Here is a 19298-nt window from a genome sequence, read left to right as displayed (position 1 = left end):
TAATTGTAAAATTAAAGTTTAAAATATTTTTAAGGACAAACCGCACAAACAAAAACAACTGTCAAAAGCCTACTATTAAACCTACAGTCTGGGGCAGAGAATCATACAAAACAGCAAGTGGAAAATAAAAATAGATCCACAAAAACCAAATAGAACAAAACTTACTTTTGAGAAAAGGTTGACAGTTAGGTGGGGGGAGGTAAAATTTCTTTGACTTGATGACAGGGGTAGGGAGAAAGTGGGTTGAATCCGTACACTCATTATATATTTTGGTGTTAAATTGTAGTAAATTCTACTATAAAGGATTATTATATTTTTGAGACTGAGGTGGTGGGGGGTGAAACAGCATTACCTATATACCATTCCATCCCGAAACTGTCAAAATAATTTTTTGGATTTATAATATTTTCAAACTTCCCTTAAAAAACAACCTTTGCCAAATAGACAAAGGTTTTCTTATGATTAATTTTAATTAATTTTAACACTTAATTACTTTATTGGAGGGGGTGGAGGTAAAGGAATACGCTCAATGTAATTATTTGTAGGTGTTTTAAATTTTTTAATTTTTTCAGGTTTTTTATTATTCATTTGTTCTAATAAGAGTTTATTAGTTAATGCTAAAATTAAGGAATATTCGAGACTATTATTTATATAATAATCTCCACCAAAAACCTCTGTATTATTTTTATTTTTAAGAATAATAACATTATTTAGATTTTTAGCTGTCATTTCTTTTTGTGAAGATAACTTGCTTAATGATTTGCTTATCATGTCTTTTGTTAAGTCATCAATGTTAAATTCATAACTTCCTATCAGATTCTCAGGATAATAAATATTTGATTTAATATGACCATCTTTGTTTATTTCTACATCATATTCAAATAAATGGTCATTCTCAAAATTAGTTTCTCCAAGTAAATTTGATATATAAATTTTTTCAAACTCTTTTTTTTCAGGAAGTAAATCGTAGGGTTTAAATTTTTTCAATTCATCTTCAAAAATTATATTTTTTTTATTTTCAACAGTATTAGATTTTAACTCCGAGCTATGTGGAGTACTATAAAATATTGTTGTTGGTGTTTCAAATATAAATGAATAGTAAGGGCTATTTTTCAAATAAAGTATTTTCACTTCATTTTTTTGCTCTTTACTACATTGTATAACTGATAGAAATAAAAGTAAATTAATACCTAAAACTATCAACACTTTTATTGATTTGTTCTTTTGTAACATTTTTATTTACAGATTTATAATATTGTTGTAAAATTGGTAATATATATAGATTTCTTGCATTATGGTTTTGCTTTTCTTGATAATGGTCAAAATATCTAATGCTTTGGAAAGACTTATTTTGCGGTTCTTTTAAAAAGTTTATAAGTCTATTATCATAACCGCTACTTTGATTAAATTTTTTATCATCAAAAAAATCTTTAGCTTGTGGAAATACATGTATAAAAGATTCGTGAGCAAATGTCTCTATTTGATTAGCAATTCTATTGGGTGTATTATTATTTTCTACACTAACAGTAAAGTTTGTTCTTCCATTCTTATTTTCTATAGTAGTTTCACCCGATGCACCTTGTGCAGATGATTGCTTAGATATATTATTATCAAATGTTAAGTCCATACCTTTGTTGTGGTACTCCCCACTTTTGTCGTATTTAACACCAGCAATAACCTGTCCTTTTTCTGCAAATTTTCCTATAATTTCTTGCCCTTGCTTAGATTTTGCAAATACTTCAAAAGATTTCATTGTTGTAGATTTCCCAGACATATTAGCTCCCGTGAAAACAATTGTACTTTTATTTTTTGTATCCAAAGTATTTTTAACAGCATTATTCAGATCTAAATGGTAAAAATTTTCAATGATAAAATCACTTTCAGAATTAAATTGAGGAAATACCAAATTATTTAACTCAATACCCTTCGCAATACTAGAATATACATCAAACGCATAAAAAAAGTCCCAGAATAAATCAAAATTTCCTGACTCAATTTCGGGTGTAATTTTGAGAAGAAAATTTTTTCTTTCCTTGAAATCAAGTTCTTTATTATAAAATTCATTGATAGGTAATGAGTTGATGAAAGCAATCATTTTGTCAATTTCAGAAAAATAATCCAAGCAGATTTCTTTTTTTTGGAAATTTCTCAAAAGCAACCCAAAATGATAAAAAAAGTCAATCAATAGCGAAATATTAGTATTGATTTCTTTAAAATATTCACGATACTTAATACTTGCGAAATAATTATATTGGCTGACATCAATCTCATCCATAAACTTTTGAATTGCAGAAAGTCTGTTTTCTTTAATCTCATAATGATCAACAATATGAAAATTTGCCAAAAATAGTTTCAGTATTTGTTGAACATAAAGCGTCTCATTTTTAGTAAAGGATTTTTGGCTGAAAAATGATATTAAATACTGTTTGGATTTTCTTGTTTTAGTGAAATTAAAATGAGTTAATATTTCAGAAATGTTTTCCATGATTCATTTATGTTGATATTTTCATTTGTAAAGCTATATATATAATCCAAAATTTGTTAAAAAAAATCTGAAATTAACAGCAAGCTTCACAAATTCGTCAAAAATTCATCTCCATTGCTACAATATATTCCTTTCACCCAATTCTCTACTTTTTTAAAGTTTATTTTTTCTTGTTCATTTTTTTGTAATCATAAAAAACATAGCCTGTTCCGTGAATATCTAATAGTATTGCTCTATCTGTACACAATTTCAAGTAAATAATAATTTTCATCGTCTGCTATTTTGTAATTATAAAATTTGACTGGCGATTTTGGGAATTTTATTTTTTTTGAACGATCAAATAAATCATCATCAGTATTGATAAATGTTTTACTATTGCTAAATAATTTAAACAAATTTTCATAAAAAAAGGATGCTTATGAGCACCCTTTTTTATGTAATTAAATGAAATTGATACTTGCTATTTATATTAGATCAAACCTATCCAGATTCATCACCTTCGTCCATGCAGCCACAAAATCATTTACAAACTTACCTAGTGCATCAGCACTTCCGTAAACCTCTGCTACTGCTCTCAATTCAGAATTGGATCCGAAAACAAGATCGGCACGAGTGGCTGTCCATTTTGGCTGACCAGTTGAGCGGTCACTTCCCATATAAAGTTCTTTATCTTCGGACATTGCTTTCCACTGAGTTCCCATATCTAAAAGATTGACGAAGAAGTCGTTGGTAAGAGCTCCCGGACGGCTGGTAAATACCCCGTGTTTTGAACCGTCAAAATTGGTATCTAAAACGCGCATCCCTCCTACTAATACACTCAATTCAGGAGCAGTAAGCGTTAACAACTGAGCTTTATCAATTAATAGAGACTCTGTAGGTACTGTGAATTTTCTTTTCAGATAATTACGGAATCCATCAGCTGCTGGTTCCAGATAGCCCATAGATTCAACATCCGTTTGTGCCTGAGAAGCATCCATTCTTCCTGGTGCGAAAGGAACTTTCACTTCATGTCCTGCATTTCTTGCAGCGGCTTCCACAGCTGCACTCCCTGCCAGAACAATAAGATCAGCTAAGGATATTTTCTTACCTCCATTTTGAGAATTGAATTCATTTTGAATTCCTTCCAATACACCCAATACTTTCTGTAACTGTGCAGGGTTATTCACTTCCCAGTTTCTTTGAGGTTCCAGTCTTATTCTGGCTCCATTCGCACCACCTCTTTTATCACTTCCTCTAAATGTAGAAGCAGAGGCCCAGGCTGTAGATACCAGCTCAGAAATATTTAACCCTGAATTTAAGATTTTCGATTTAAGTGTTTCTACATCATTTGTATCAACCAATTCGTGATTCACTTCCGGAATCGGATCCTGCCAGATCAATTCTTCCTGTGGTACATCCGGTCCTAAGTAACGGGCACGCGGTCCCATATCTCTGTGGGTAAGTTTAAACCATGCTCTGGCAAAAGCATCTGCAAAGGCTTCAGGATTTTCGTAAAAATGTCTTGAAATTTTTTCGTAAACAGGATCCAGTCTCAAAGAAAGGTCTGTTGTAAGCATTGTTGCCTTATGTTTTTTAGAAGAATCGAATGCATCAGGAATGATTTCTGCACCATCTTTTGCTACCCATTGATGAGCTCCGGCAGGGCTTTTCGTTAATTCCCACTCGTTTTCAAATAAGTTTTTAAAGAAATAATTACTCCATTGAGTTGGCGTTTCTGTCCAGGTTACTTCAAGACCACTGGAAATAGCATCTTTTCCGCTTCCGGACCTATAGGTGCTTGCCCATCCTAATCCCTGCTGTTCAATTCCTGCTCCTTCGGGTTCTTTTCCTACATGATCTGCAGGTCCTGCCCCATGGGTTTTCCCAAAAGTATGCCCTCCGGCAATCAAAGCAACTGTTTCTTCATCATTCATCGCCATGCGTCCGAAAGTATCACGAATATCTTTAGCGGCAGCAATCGGATCAGGATTTCCGTCCGGTCCCTCAGGATTTACATAAATAAGCCCCATTTGTACTGCTGCCAGTGGGTTTTCAAGATTTCTGGAATGGATATCTCCATCCGCATTATCATCTGTAGGAAGTACAGCGTGATGTTCTACAACCCCTTCAGAACCGTGTGCATAGCGAACATCTCCTCCTAACCATGTTTTTTCTGAACCCCAATATACATCCATATCCGGCTCCCATACATCAGCACGTCCTCCTGCAAACCCAAATGTTTTGAAGCCCATAGATTCAAGAGCTATATTTCCTGTAAGGATCAAAAGGTCTGCCCATGATATATTTCTTCCATATTTTTGCTTAATTGGCCAAAGTAACCTCCTTGCTTTATCAAGACTTACATTATCCGGCCAGCTGTTTAAAGGTGCAAAACGCTGCTGTCCCGCTCCAGCTCCTCCTCTTCCGTCTCCTACACGATAAGTTCCGGCACTGTGCCATGCCATACGTATAAATAAAGGTCCGTAATGTCCAAAATCAGCCGGCCACCAGTCCTGCGAATCCGTCATCAATGCGTGAAGGTCTTTTTTCACCGCCTCAAGATCCAGGCTTTCAAATGCCTTTGTATAATCGAAGTCCTGGTCCATGGGATCAGACAGTGATGAATGCTGGCGCAGAAGATCCACCCTAAGCCTATCAGGCCACCAATCAGAATTCTGGGTTCCCCCACCAGCTACATTTTTCTTCATTGTTCCATTGTGAAACGGGCATTTACTGATGTCATTCAAATCTTTTTCCATTGTCGTTTATTTTATTATTGATTAATACAGTTTAAAGTAATTTTCTGTTGTAAGAACATGGCAAACTTACAACGTCTATTTAATAAATACAATCTATTAATAATTATTTCAGCGATAGTTAAAAACTATAAATAAATATTTCTAACAGCATTTAAGGTCAGACAAAATTGTGGTATTAAGTTAGGAATTTTTTAAATTAACTTAAATAAAAACAGCAACATATCACTCAATTTAGAATCACTCAACGTAAGAATTATGAAGAAAGATAGAGGAAAGCCGGAAGAGATAAGTTGTTTATCATAAACTCAGCTAAATTTTCAATATAAGCAAAGTTATGGTACAGAGTTATTTTAAAAAGCAGTATTTCTTAAAAGTTAAAAGCTCTCTACTTGCCTCCATTATACGAATTATTTTAATCTGTTTATTCTTAAACTTCCGCAAATTATATTGTTTTCAATTTACAATTTGGAATCCTTTCTATTCTATCAAAGATTTTGTTTAAAGATAACAAACAGCAGCAGAAATTCATCTATTCATCAAGATTATTCCCATAGGGTCATGCTGTAATTTACAGGCACTTTTAACTTCCATTTATATTAAAAAATAAATTAACTACCTTTATGTCACAGAACATGAATTCCCTTCTTATGAAAAAAATAATTGTCGTCCTTCTTGTAGCATTCATCATGATCCAGTTTTTTCCTATTGATAAAACCAATCCCCCTCCTACCCCTGGCATGGATTTTTTGAAGATTAAAAACAGCCCCGAAAAAATAGTCAAAATCATGAGGACTTCGTGCTATGATTGTCATTCCAATGAAACCAAATATCCATGGTATTCAAGTATATCACCTGTTTCCTGGTTCTTAAAAAATCACATTAATGAGGGGCGAAAGCACCTTAATTTCTCTACCTTTGCAGTATATGAGCCGAAAAGGCAGCTTCATAAGATTGAAGAATGCATTGAAATGGTTGAGAAAAAAGAAATGCCGCTTGAGTCTTATTACGTAGGGCATCAGGATGCTAAATTGACGGATGAACAGCGTGCAGACCTTGTTCAATATTTTAAAAGAGTAAAGGAAGATACCGAAAGAGGGATCATGTTTAATAAATAATATCATGGAGAACTGGCAGGATAAACATATCGTATTTTTTGACGGAGATTGCGGAGTCTGTAATTTCTGGGTTCAATGGATATTGGAAAGAGATAAGAAAGACAAATTCATGTTTGCCTCACTACAATCCGACTTTGGCCAACAGTTTTTAGGTGACAGAGGGTTGGAAACAAAAGTATTCAATACTTTATATCTTTGGAAACCTAAGCAATATTATCACATAAAATCAAGAGCAGTATTAGAAATCGCCAATGTATTGGGCGGAATATACAAGCTTTCTGTTATCGGAAAAATACTACCGAAATCTTTAAGTGACAAAATGTATGATATTGTTTCCAGAAATAGGATGAAGCTAGCCAATCAAAAATGTTATTTACCGGATCAGCATCAGAAGAAAAAGTTTATCCAGATCTAGATGCATTATAAAGTTCTGGCAAGATAGTTACCTTTTCGGGTGAAGAATAATTCTATAACAAAAAAAATAGTTAATAAAATATCATTAGCCAATTTTATTTTATTTGTAAAATTATTTTTCATTTTAAATTTCTTAGCATCTGTTTATGCACAATCAGGGATTATTATTAGAAAATAATTCAAAACGCACCTACTGTTAAAGTTATTTTTAATGACGGTAGCTGTCATATTTATATTTCTATAAATATGGAATACTGATAAATTCATTACATTGAAAATAATAGTATGTATGTAAAATATAATTCATAAAACACAAATAAATAAACAGAGATCAATTATTTTAAAACATACTTGATTTTTTAGTAGGATAGAAGATATATTTGATGTTAAAGTTTTTAACACAAATGAGTTTTATTAAAAAATTATCCCTCCCATTTTTAATAGGTACTGTCTTATATTCAGGACAGGTAAAAAAATCCGACGAATGGAATCTTCTTGCAACTTCAAGAGAAAATTATAATGGAGTCGCTATGGCCAACGGACAATTCGGTATTGTTACTAATGACACCCCATTAGTAACAAAGGAAATTATCCTGAATGGAGTCTATGAATCTTCTCCCGAAAACGGGATCAGCCGGATTGTAAAAGGAATAGAATTCTTAAATCTTAGAATTAAAATTAATAATAAGGAAATTAGCGGAAATAATATTTCCGGATGGAGCCAGACTATTTCTATGAAAGAAGGTATTTCCACCACCTCATTTTCATTTAAAGATCTTGCAAATATAAATTATAGCCTCTTAACTAACAGGGCTAATCCTTATTCAGCAATGACTATCGTGGAAATTATTCCTCTAAAGGACATCGAGGTATCTGCATTTAATTATATGAGTATCCCTGATGAACTTAAAGATGTCAAAAAAAATTACAGAGTATTAAAAGACAACGAATTCCTTATGCCGGTTTTTGGTACTGTGGCTAAGACCATGAATGGAAAATACAGAGTGGCAGCCTCCACCACATTCTTATTTGACGGTCCTAAAGAAGATCTGAAATATATCAATGAGGAACTGGGTTTTACTACGAAGCTCAAAAAAGATAAGAAATACAAGTTTGCTGTTGCGGGCGGAATATGTACTTCGAAAGATGTAACTGATCCCGTGAACGAATCCGAAAGACAGCCCATATTTGCTTTGCAGGAGGGAATAGGCTCTATGCTTGACAGACATAAAAAAGCCTGGGCAGCCCTATGGAATGCAGGAGACATTGAAATAGAAGGCGACCTTGATGCACAGCAAAGAATAAGATTTGCACTATATAACTTATACTCTTCTATAAGATCAGGTTCAAGACTCAGTATTCCTCCAATGGGTCTTTCTTCACAGGGATATAACGGGCATATTTTCTGGGATACTGAATTATGGATGTACCCTGTTCTACTTGCCATGCAGCCTGAAATGGCACAATCATGTTTGGACTACAGAACCGACAGACTTGAAAAGGCAAAACAGAAAGCATATATCTATGGCTATAAAGGGGCAATGTACCCTTGGGAATCCGATGACACAGGAGAAGAGGCCACACCGACCTGGGCACTGACCGGTATCTTTGAGCAACATATCACTTCTGATATCCCTATTGCTTTCTGGAACTATTACACAGTGACACAGGACAAAAACTGGCTGAAAGAAAATTATAATGTGATGAAAGAAACAGCAGATTTTTGGGTGAGCAGGGTTACTAAAAATAATAATGGTTCTTTCTCTATTAAAAATGTAGTAGGTGCAGATGAGTATGCACAACATATTGATGATAATGCTTTTACTAATGGTTCTGCAATAGAAACCTTAAAAAACACGATAAAAGCCGGACATATTCTGGGTGAAAAAGTAAATCCTGCATGGCAGGAAGTTGCTGAAAAATTGCTGATCCATACAGAAAACGGGATTACTCAAAACTATAAAGGTTACAAAGGACAGCCGATAAAACAGGCTGATGTCAATCTGCTAGCCTATCCCCTTCATATTATTACAGATAAAAAACAAATAAAAAAAGATTTGGAATATTATGCTGATAAGATGGATAAAAATGACGGACCCGCCATGGGCCCGGGAATATTATCCGTTCTGTATGCCAGAATGAATGAGCCCGAGAAAGCCTATGATTATTTCCTAAAATCCTATATCCCGAACTCAAGACCGCCTTTTGGTGTTTTCTCCGAATCCGCCAAAAGCAACAACCCCTATTTTGTAACCGGAGCAGGAGCAATGCTTCAGGCCGTCATCTATGGCTTTGGCGGAGTGGAAATTACAGATCAGGGAATAAAATATAATAAAGGTGTTCTGCCTAAAAAATGGAAATCTTTAAAAATAAAAGGAATTGGAACCGATGAAAAAACAATAGAGATAAGAAACTAAAATAAATCTGAAATTTAAAATACACAAATTATGAAAAAGATGAAATTGCCTCTGGCATTAGCTGCCCTTTGGGTAAGCGATATTGCCTTTGCTCAAACAACTGAGGAAAAGGAAAACAGGATCGAAGAAGTAGTGGTCATAGGCTATGGTTCAAAAAAAATAAAAGATGTAACGGGAGCTGTTACCAATCTTAAAGCTTCTGAATCCAATATCGGCGGTGCTACAGCCAATATCGACCAGATGATAGGCGGAAGAGTCGCCGGAGTGCAATTCAAACAGACTTCCGAACAGCCAGGTGGTGGCAGCCAAACAATCATCAGAGGCAGAAATTCTATTTTTGGTACCACTGATCCTCTCTATATTATTGATGGAATTCCCTTATCCGAAGAAAGTACCGCAGCAAACGGTTCCTCACTCAACGGCGTAGCTTCTTTTTCAGCTCCAGCAAAAAATCCTCTAAATTCTATCAATCCCAATGATATTGAAAGTATCGCTGTTTTAAAAGACGCTTCTGCTACTGCCATTTATGGTTCAAGAGGGGCTAACGGTGTAGTCATCATTACTACAAAAAAAGGAAAATCGGGAAAAGCAAAAATAACCTATGACACGTATTACAGCTGGCAAAGTGTTGTAAAAAACTACGAGGTAATGAACTCTCAGGAATATCTGAACTTCTGGACCAAGATGGGTAAAACATTGAATTCTGTAGACACAGGGATCAATACCGACTGGCAAAAGCAGATCCAGAGAACAGGGGTGATCAGCAGCCATGCTCTAAGTATGTCCGGAGGGAATGAAAACATTAAATATTTTGCTTCGCTAGGTTATTTTGATCAGGAAGGAGTTCTTAAGAATTCAGGAATTGAAAGGTATACCGGAAGATTGAACCTCAGCTATACCAAAAATAAGTTAGCTATCAATACCAATATTTTCACCAGCTTCATCAAAGATAAAAACCCTGCAATACAAGGGGATACCAGAAATTCCTTAGTTTCTTCTGCTATTACTTTCGCTCCTTATCTTTCTGCAGATCATCCTTATGCATCAGATCCGTCTTCTGATTTTAATGTAAACCCGCTCCTTTTTTTAAATATTAAAGACCGCACAAAATCAGATAAACTGAATGCAAGTACTGATATTTCCTATGAAATCCTTGATGGTCTGAAACCGCAGCTGAAATTAGGATATGAAACCCAAAACTCTGTCAACAATTTCTTTCTGCCTAATTCTGCTCCCGCAAGCGGTATGTCAAGTATAGGGGTACATGGAGGAATTGCCTCCAATTCAAATTCAAGAAATAATAATTACCTGGCAGAAGCCCTCCTGAACTATAACAAAACGTTTGGAAAACATCAAATCATTGGGCTGGCAGGATATTCCATTCAAAAATTTGAAAATGAATTAACGATTGCTTATGGAGAAAAATTTCCGACAGATATTTTAGACGGAAATTATAATCTTCAATCGGCATCAATACTCAGATCATTTTCAAACAGAATTCCAAGCACCCTTATTTCAGGATTTGGAAGGATAGACTATACCTATGATGGGAAGTATTCTGTTACCGCTTCAATACGCAGAGACGGTTCCTCCAAATTTTCCAGTGGAAACAAATGGGGTTGGTTTCCGGGAGTATCTGCAGCATGGAGAATTTCTGAAGAAGAGTTTTTAAAAGATAACAAAACCCTTAACGAACTTAAATTGAGAGCAGGATATGGTAAAACAGGAAACCAGGGATTCAATAATTATCTTTCTATGAACACTTATCTTATAGAGAGAAACGGAATTCTTGGCCAGCAACTCATAAGCGGGGCCACACTGTCCAATTATACAGGAAATAAAGATTTCAAATGGGAAACTACCAGCCAGCTTAATATTGGAGTCGATTTCGAAGCTTTCAACAGAGTTCTGTCAGGAAGTATTGATGCCTTTAGTAAAAAGACAAAAGATCTGGTAATTCCTATTTCATTACCTTTTGAAGGAGGGGTTGATCATCAGTGGATCAATGCAGCTGATACCAAAACAACTGGTATAGAAGTTTCATTAAATGCAAGAATAATCCGTAAGAAAAATTTTTCATGGAATGCAAATGCCAACTTCTCTTCCATAAAAACCACTGTAGATAAAATATATGGCGGGACTGCTGCAAGGTCAGCTATGGAATTATTAGGTTTTCGGGAAGGGGAAAGAGCCAATGCCTATTTGGCTCCAGACTTTTTAGGGCTCAATCCTGACGGAAGCATGAATCTTTCTAAAGATCTACGTTACCAAGGAACTCCGGATCCGAAATTTACAGCCGGGCTGGGCAATACTTTTAAATATAAAAGTTTTGGGCTTGATGTATTTTTCACAGCCTCTTTGGGTCAAAAGTTATTTAATTATGCTGCTGCTCAATATGGAGTTGCCAAACCGGAGCAGCCCTATAACCTTTTAAAGGAAGCTCAATATTTCACAGCTGCAAACGGAACTCCGGCTTCCAGATCAGGCAGTAATTACTGGGCATATAACTCCCGTTTTATAGAGGACGCCTCATTTGTCAGATTACAAAATATTACGCTGTCATATGATTTACCCACCAGTGAGTACTTTGGAGATTTCATCTCTTCATTCAGAATTTATTTTCAGGCACAAAATCTATGGACCTGGACCCAATACTCAGGACTTAACCCGGAATCTTCCAATGGAAGCTATCTGGAAAGATCCGAAGGTATTCCCACCCCTATGTTGCCAGGGAAAATAGATCTCGGAGGTTATCCTTCTGCAAGAACATATTCTCTGGGAGTTAATGTAAGCTTCTAATTTCTTTAATTAATGATTAAAATAGAACCTATAATGAAAAATAAATTTATAAAAACTTATTGGCTGGGGCTTATTCTTTTCTCCGGTGGAAACCTACTCAATTCATGTTCCGACAGTATGCTTGAAGAAAATGTTTATACCGGAACTTCTCAGAATAATCTTATAGCTCAGGGCGAAACCGGCTGCAAAATTCTCGTAGACGGCATTTACAAATATGTACAGTATTTTAGTTATTCACGGGGGAATAACTGGCAGCTGGCTCCCGAGGCGGGAACAGATGAGTTTACTTTAAACTGGGGATTTGCCATTACAGAATGGGGCGGAATGCAAAATTTTCTCAACCTGAATTCCGGCCATTATCAACCCATGGAAATGTACCGCGAAACCTACAAACTGATTGCACAATCTAACCAGGTACTTATATCATTTGGCAGCAAAGAGAATGATCCTGCCTATTCTGCTATGGTCGCAGAAGCCAGATTCTGGAGAGCATACGCTTATTATAAATTACAAAATGTCTTTGGAGCTGTTCCTTTGATCACCGGTGGTGAAAATCTCTCTAGCGGCATTGAAAGAACTTCAGCAGTCAGTATAAGATCTTTCGTAGAATCTGAAATGAAAAATATTGAAAATACACTTCCATCCACTCCATCCAATTACGGCAGACCAACAAAGTGGGCGGTAAAAGCTTTTTTAGCAAGATTTTATTTAAATAACAAAGATTGGACAAAGGCCAGCCAGTATGCAAAAGACGTTATTGATAATTCCGGATCAAGCCTCCAGGCCAGATATCAGGATGTATTTAAAATCGATGCAAACTCTGAGATTATTTTAGCAGTCAATCAAATTAACCAGTCTGATAAAGGGAATAAATATGTAGCGCTTTCTCTGGAAAGCGAGCTGCGCAATGCCCTTAATATTCAGGGAGTATCTGCTTCCAACGGATATGGAATGTCCAATTATTTCTACAGTACTTTTGCATCTGATGATCAACGGATAGCACCATTTGACAAAAATACCAAACAGGGAATTGCTATTGCAGGAGTACAGTATAAAGCAGACGGAACCCCTGTATATGGAACCCCTGCAGCCCCTGAAACCGTTCAAAAACATCTTAACCGCGTCATTACATTCAAGTTCCCTTTACAGGAAAACATTGCAAAAGGAGAAGACAGTGATGCCGACTTTCCGCTGATGCGTCTTGGTGAAATTTATCTTACGTATGCAGAAGCCCAGTTTCAGATGGGAAATACAGCCGCTGCTTTACAGTATATCAATCCCATCAGGACCAGAGCCGGATTACTGCCTCTTACCGTTTTGACATTAGATGATATTCTGAATGAAAGAGGATGGGAAACCTATCATGAAGGATACCGCAGAGAAGATCTTCTGAGGTTTGGGAAATTACTTGAAAAAGTAGAATTGAAATATACATACGACTTTCCGGCATCTCCTTATCCTCACTCAGGAAATATTAACAGAGAACTCTTTCCTATTCCGGCGGATGCTATTTCTTTAAATCCAAAGCTTACCCAAAATCCAGGATATTAGAATCATCTATAGTATCATTTCAAAGGATAAATTCATAAAAAAGAGAGCAAAATGCTCTCTTTTTTATTGGTTTAAGGACCAGATGGAATAAGAATTTGGCGGACATTGAATCTTCACCCACTTATCGCCCTGTGTTGTAGGATACCAGCTTGAAGCACCGGTAAAATCTTTAATCTGCTGATTGCTCCAATTAGTTTCTACCCAGCGTTCCTGCCAGCTTGATGAAGTATTAATGTAAACTACAAGCCCGGGATTTCCGTTATATCCATTACGTCTTGCAATATATTCATCATTGTCCGTGTATAGAATGGAAGTGGTACCGGTAGCTTTATTGTTATGAATCCAGATAAGGTTATTTAATTTGTCTTTGTTCAGCCACTCCTCATAATCTCTGTAAAAAATAGTAGGATAGCCTTCATGGGTCAAGATATAAGCGTAGGCCGGCATTTTATTGTAGATAATATCGGTATCATGATTGGCAACAAATGTTACAGCTTTGTAAGGGTTTCTTTTCCACATCATATCATCATTCAAAACATTTAGATTTCCATTATCAAAGGCTTCATCCATCTTATAGTAAGCGGCAAAATCAAATACGGAACTGTTGGCGTTATTAGCCCACCACTCCAGCGTATTTACATTGGAATCCCATAATTCACCCACAGAAAACCCACCTACTTTAGAATTCCAGGTATTCACAACCCAGGGACCAAACCCTTTGACGTAGTCAAACCTCCAACCATCAAATTTCATTACATTTTTATAGTATTTTGCAACAGAATCATCTCTTCCCCAAAGCCAGTCCTGTACATGAGGATTGGCATGGCACATATCCGGAAAACCTCCAAAAGAACCTTCATCATTGTTTCCGTAAGCATTTTTATAAAAGTCATTATAATTTCTCTGGAATTTTCCGGAGGCTATTCCTGAAAAATTGGTCCAGGTATTGGTTCCTGTATATGGATTGGCTTCAGACTGTCCTCCACTGTTATGATTGATCACAATATCCGCATATACCTGCATATTTTCAGCATGCGCTTTTGTAATCAAGGCTTCCAGTTCAGCTCTTGATCCAAAGCGGGTTTCAATACTTCCATTTTGGTTAAAATTTCCAAAATCATAATAATCTGTGGGATCATACCCCATGGAATAGGCTCCGTTCTGCGCTTTGGAAGCCGGGGGAAGCCATACAGAACCAATTCCGGCATTGGACCATGCGGTCAGTTTATCTTTCACTGTATTCCACCAGTTCCCTCCATCCGGAACATCCCAATAAAACCCCTGCATCAAAACACTACCGCCCGGGCCGGCAACAAATTTTCCCTGTACAGATCCTGATCCGGCTCCAGTACTGAAAGGCCGCCCATCATGATTCGTAACATTTACAATTTTATTGTGAACTTCTTCCTGCGGGGAACGTTCTGTAATTAATTCATCGCTGCTTTGGCAGGAGTTAGTAACAGCAAAAGCCAGCAGATAAAGGAAAAGATAGGATTTTTTCATGGCAAAAACAATTATTAATATTACAAACAAGTTACAACTTTATTAAAAACAAATTCAATTAATAGGGATATATTTTATTTTTTAATAATAAATCAAGGGGAAATTTATTGGTCTTTTCATTAAAAAATCATAAATTTTAAATATTCTCGAAGCAATTTTTCTTTTAATCCATATATTTGCATACTATGGAATACAATACCCAAAAAACTCAGCTTCATATGCCCGAATACGGCAGAATTATACAACAGTTGGTTGAGCGCTGTAAAGAACTCACTTCCAAAGAAGAAAGGAATGAGATGGCTATGGCAATCATCGATTTTATGGGTCAGAGAAACCCACAACTTCGCGACGAAGAAAATTATAAACATAAACTTTGGGATCATCTTTTTATTCTGGCAGAATATGATCTTGATGTAGAGTCACCTTACCCGTTTCCTACAAGAGAGCAGCTGGCAGAAAAACCTAAAAGAATGGAATACCCTAAACTTCAGGGTGATTTTAAATTTTACGGAAAAAGTATCCTTCAATTGATAGAAAAAGCAATCGAGCTGGAACAGGGCGATGAAAAAGAAGCCCTTATCGAAGTGATTGCCAACAATATGAAGAAATCCTATAATGTATATAATAAAGAACACGTAACAGATGATGTAATTTTCCGTCATTTGAAAGAACTGTCTGAAAACAGGTTGGATCTTACAGGAATAGAGTCTCTTGAAAAAAGTAAAATCTATTACACCAGCAACAATAACCGAAACAACAGCGGTAATAGTAACAACCGAAATAACAATAACAACAACAATAATAATAATAATAATAATAACAAAAACCAACCTAACAAAAGAAGGCATAATAACAATCATAAAAACAGAAAATAATGAGTGGAACATTTCAAATAAGAGGAGGAAAAAGACTGCAGGGCGAAATAACTCCACAAGGAGCCAAAAATGAGGCTCTACAAATTTTATGTGCGGTGCTTTTAACCGATGAAGAGGTAAGAATTAAAAACATTCCGGACATTCATGATGTCAACAGACTGATTGAAATCCTGGGTGATTTTGGTGTAAAAGTTATTAAAAACGGTCAGGGAGATTATACTTTCAAGGCTGATCAGGTCAACTTCGACTATATAAAGTCTGATGAATTCAAAAAAGACGGAGCAAAGCTGCGTGGTTCCATTATGCTAATGGGTCCGATGCTTGCACGTTATGGAGAAGCTTATATGCCAACTCCGGGAGGTGACAAAATCGGAAGAAGAAGATTGGATACCCATTTTCAGGGACTTGTTGAACTGGGTGCAGAGTTCAATTATGATGAAGAGGAATATTTCTATTCTTTAAAAGCTACAGAACTTAAAGGGAAATTTATCCTTTTAGAGGAAGCTTCTGTAACGGGTACAGCCAATATTGTGATGGCTGCGGCATTAGCAAAAGGAAAAACAAGAATCTACAACGCCGCCTGTGAGCCTTATCTTCAGCAATTATGCAAAATGCTGAACAGAATGGGAGCCAATATTTCAGGGATCGGATCTAACCTTCTTACCATTGAAGGAGTAGATTACCTTAGAGGAACGGAACATACTATGCTTCCGGATATGGTAGAAATCGGATCATGGATCGGTCTGGCCGCTATGACAAAATCTGAAATCACCATCAAAAATGTAAACTGGAACCAATTGGGAGTTATTCCAAATACATTCAGAAAATTAGGAATTCAGCTTGAGCAAAGCGGTGATGACATTTACATTCCTGCTCAGGAACATTATAAAATTCAGAAATTCATTGACGGATCTATTCTTACTATTTCTGATGCACCATGGCCGGGATTCACTCCGGATTTGCTGTCTATTATTTTAGTAGTGGCTACTCAAGCAAAAGGAAGTATTCTGGTTCATCAGAAAATGTTTGAATCCAGGTTATTTTTTGTGGATAAATTAATTGATATGGGAGCTCAGATCATTTTATGTGACCCTCACAGAGCTACCGTAATCGGATTAAACCAGGAAGCTCCGTTAAGAGGAACAACAATGGTTTCCCCGGATATCAGAGCCGGAAACGCTCTTCTGATTGCGGCACTTTCTGCAGAAGGGAAATCTATTATCCACAATATCGAGCAAATCGACAGAGGATACGAAAATATCGATGGAAGACTGAAAGCAATTGGTGCTGATATCGAAAGAATTTAAAAATTATTTTATTACTATAAAGCGTTCAGAGTGATCCGGACGCTTTTTTTATTGTGGTTGTATAGTCTGTGGGAGAAACATCAATCCCCTAAAATAAAAAAGCGCCTGGTAAAATACCAGACACTTCGAGTAATTAAAACTATATGAATCTTCCCTAAGAATACTTCCGGCAGAGATACTCCACCGTTGTACTCAAAAGTTTATTTTTAGTCAAATAGAACTCAAGGTTCTGATAATCTTCTGAACTGACATTGATATATAACTGTACTGTACCAAAACTGTATCCGTTTACATACTCCACATTTGCTGACAACACTCTATGACAGATGCCCAATTGATTGTAGATAGTATTCATTAAATGCTCAAACTTCATTTTGCCATTCAATTCTATTTCCAGGATCAATTCTTTTTTTGGCAGGCTTACTTTATTTTGCAAAACCTGCAGGCTTGTATTAGGTGTAATCATTGCTAAACATTTTTGGTTAAACACTTCTGATCGTATTGCTGTTTGCATTAAATCTGTGACAAAAATATAAAAAAATATTAGTCTACCAAATTAGTGGACTAATATTTTTTAAACTTTAACAAAAAAAGAAGCCTTATCAGCTTCTCTTTGATTTAAAATTCCTGTATTCTTTCCAGTTTATCTGAACCTGCCAGCCCATTTGGATTGCAGCCGGGCTCGCCTTCAGGTACTTTTAAACCTTTCTTTGTATAAAATTCTTCCCAAAAGGTATTGGTTTTTCCTGTTTTAGGATCAATGAAGGTCATAGGTTCCAGTTTGAAAATATGTTCTTCCCGGAATGCTCTTTCTATAAAGTCTGAGCAGTAATATGAGCTTTCATCAAGAATATAATTGAAATTATATGGCTTACCGAGCATTGAGTTTGCTCTTTCAACAGCTGTTGGAATAGCTTTTTGGTATTCAGGTTTCAAACGATAAACGACTACTTTCTGCCCATCCTCTTCCTGATCTTTAATAAAATCTTTTAAAGACTGCTTTTGGGAACCTCCTTTTGGTGCGGCATGCAGTACAAATATTGTATGTCCTTCTTTTTGCAAAATACCAATATGATCGAAGGAAGCAGTTTTCTGTTTTTGAGTTACATTATTGATCGCTCCGGAAAGCCCTGTCTCTTTTGCAGTTACAAAAAGTAAATCTCCATTTTTAAGAGACATTGTTTGATAAGCGCTGCAATTGATCATCAAAGTAAATAAGAAGAATAAAAACCCTTTAACAGCTACTTTCTTCCTTTTTTTATTTGAAAATATTTTAAATTCTAACATCTGATTATTATTTCAGATCCAAAATTACAAAATAGAATTCATTACATTTGTGTAACATATTGAGCGATTCTTCACATCAACCTAAACATTCCTACATTTTTATGCCACATATTTTATTAGTTGAAGACGACGATAGGCTTTCTAAACTTATCACAAAAGGGCTTCAGGAATCTGAGTTTGAAGTAACTGCAGCCTATGACGGAATGACAGGTGTGAAACTGGCTCTGCAGACAAATTTTGATCTGGTAGTGACAGATATTGTACTTCCTAAAAAAAGCGGTCTCGAGTTCTGTAATGAAATAAAAGCATTAAAACCCAATCTTCCGGTGGTAATGCTTACCGCACTTGGAACTACGGACGACAAACTGGAAGGTTTTGATGCCGGAGCTGATGATTATATGACCAAACCTTTTGAAATGCGTGAGCTGACAGCAAGAATCAAAGTTCTGCTGAAGCGTTTTTCACAACAGAGACAGCAAAAAGTCTTCGTCCTCAAATATGAAGGCATTGAAATGAATTTGGAACAAAAAACGGTTAGCAGAGACCATACTCCTATTAAGCTAACCCCAAAAGAATTCAACCTCCTGAAGTTTATGATGGAAAATTCTGAAAGGGTTCTTTCCAGGAATGAGATTGCTGAAAAAGTATGGGAAACGCATTTTGACACGGGAACCAACTTCATAGATGTTTATATCAATTATCTTCGGAAAAAAATTGATAAAGATTTTGACAGCAAGCTTATTCATACCAAAGCAGGCATGGGATTTATCCTTAAGAAAGACTACGAAACAGGCATTATACAGTAAT

General features: G+C 36.0%; 14 protein-coding genes. 8 read left to right on the top strand and 6 right to left on the bottom strand.

Going from position 1 to position 19298, the window contains the following annotated elements:
• Nucleotides 1-489: 489 nt before the first annotated feature.
• The 3 genes from AC27VX_RS15910 to katG all read right to left on the bottom strand — a co-directional run bounded on the left by AC27VX_RS15910 (nucleotide 490) and on the right by katG (nucleotide 5223).
• Complete coding sequence (locus AC27VX_RS15910) at nucleotides 490-1131, bottom strand: hypothetical protein (protein WP_488696607.1); 642 nt, start codon at nucleotides 1129-1131, stop codon at nucleotides 490-492.
• 52 nt (nucleotides 1132-1183) lie between these two features.
• A complete protein-coding gene (locus tag AC27VX_RS15905; RefSeq protein WP_488696605.1) occupies nucleotides 1184-2485 on the bottom strand; it encodes a hypothetical protein in 1302 nt (433 codons plus the stop codon).
• 464 nt (nucleotides 2486-2949) lie between these two features.
• Nucleotides 2950-5223 carry a catalase/peroxidase HPI gene (gene katG, locus AC27VX_RS15900; protein WP_488696603.1) on the bottom strand — a complete coding sequence of 758 codons (2274 nt, stop codon included), beginning with the start codon at nucleotides 5221-5223 and terminating at the stop codon, nucleotides 2950-2952.
• 647 nt (nucleotides 5224-5870) lie between these two features.
• Here katG and AC27VX_RS15895 point away from each other — a divergent pair.
• The 5 genes from AC27VX_RS15895 (at nucleotide 5871) to AC27VX_RS15875 (ending at nucleotide 13519) form a co-directional block, all read left to right on the top strand.
• The gene (locus AC27VX_RS15895; RefSeq protein WP_236855893.1) at nucleotides 5871-6338 is read left to right on the top strand and encodes a heme-binding domain-containing protein; all 468 of its coding nucleotides are present in this window, start codon (nucleotides 5871-5873) and stop codon (nucleotides 6336-6338) included.
• 4 nt (nucleotides 6339-6342) lie between these two features.
• Nucleotides 6343-6753, top strand: coding sequence for a thiol-disulfide oxidoreductase DCC family protein (locus AC27VX_RS15890; RefSeq protein WP_236855896.1), 411 nt, complete (start codon nucleotides 6343-6345; stop codon nucleotides 6751-6753).
• A gap of 403 nt (nucleotides 6754-7156) precedes the next feature.
• On the top strand, nucleotides 7157-9169 hold the full coding sequence (locus AC27VX_RS15885) for a kojibiose hydrolase (RefSeq protein ID WP_488696600.1): 2013 nt from the start codon (nucleotides 7157-7159) through the stop codon (nucleotides 9167-9169).
• Between the two features lie 30 nt (nucleotides 9170-9199).
• Nucleotides 9200-11968 (top strand): SusC/RagA family TonB-linked outer membrane protein, encoded by a 2769-nt coding sequence (locus AC27VX_RS15880; protein WP_488696598.1) that lies wholly within the window; start codon nucleotides 9200-9202, stop codon nucleotides 11966-11968.
• A 33-nt stretch (nucleotides 11969-12001) separates the two neighbouring features.
• The gene (locus AC27VX_RS15875; RefSeq protein ID WP_488696596.1) at nucleotides 12002-13519 is read left to right on the top strand and encodes a RagB/SusD family nutrient uptake outer membrane protein; all 1518 of its coding nucleotides are present in this window, start codon (nucleotides 12002-12004) and stop codon (nucleotides 13517-13519) included.
• Between the two features lie 63 nt (nucleotides 13520-13582).
• Here the strand turns inward: AC27VX_RS15875 and AC27VX_RS15870 are convergent, their stop codons facing one another.
• The gene (locus AC27VX_RS15870) at nucleotides 13583-15022 is read right to left on the bottom strand and encodes an alpha-amylase (protein WP_236855900.1); all 1440 of its coding nucleotides are present in this window, start codon (nucleotides 15020-15022) and stop codon (nucleotides 13583-13585) included.
• A 185-nt stretch (nucleotides 15023-15207) separates the two neighbouring features.
• Between AC27VX_RS15870 and AC27VX_RS15865 the strand changes: the two genes are divergently transcribed.
• Nucleotides 15208-15897 (top strand): DUF4290 domain-containing protein, encoded by a 690-nt coding sequence (locus AC27VX_RS15865; protein WP_488696594.1) that lies wholly within the window; start codon nucleotides 15208-15210, stop codon nucleotides 15895-15897.
• Nucleotides 15897-17204 (top strand): UDP-N-acetylglucosamine 1-carboxyvinyltransferase, encoded by a 1308-nt coding sequence (murA, locus tag AC27VX_RS15860; RefSeq protein WP_236855902.1) that lies wholly within the window; start codon nucleotides 15897-15899, stop codon nucleotides 17202-17204. Before AC27VX_RS15865 ends, murA begins: the two co-directional genes overlap by 1 nt.
• 154 nt (nucleotides 17205-17358) lie before the next feature.
• On the opposite strand, the gene AC27VX_RS15855 is transcribed toward murA, so the two are convergent.
• The gene (locus tag AC27VX_RS15855) at nucleotides 17359-17670 is read right to left on the bottom strand and encodes a cysteine methyltransferase (protein WP_236855903.1); all 312 of its coding nucleotides are present in this window, start codon (nucleotides 17668-17670) and stop codon (nucleotides 17359-17361) included.
• Nucleotides 17671-17822: 152 nt separating this feature from the next.
• Nucleotides 17823-18383, bottom strand: a complete 561-nt coding sequence (locus tag AC27VX_RS15850) for a YiiX/YebB-like N1pC/P60 family cysteine hydrolase (protein WP_488696591.1) — start codon at nucleotides 18381-18383, stop codon at nucleotides 17823-17825.
• Between the two features lie 209 nt (nucleotides 18384-18592).
• On the opposite strand from AC27VX_RS15850, the gene AC27VX_RS15845 reads away from it, so the two are divergent.
• Nucleotides 18593-19297, top strand: a complete 705-nt coding sequence (locus AC27VX_RS15845) for a response regulator transcription factor (RefSeq protein ID WP_488696589.1) — start codon at nucleotides 18593-18595, stop codon at nucleotides 19295-19297.
• Nucleotide 19298: the final 1 nt, after the last annotated feature.

Source organism: Chryseobacterium sp. 14P4.3.2 (assembly GCF_057799275.1).
The sequence above is the reverse complement of the archived record's forward strand: the minus strand, read 5'-3'. Positions and strand labels throughout refer to the sequence as shown.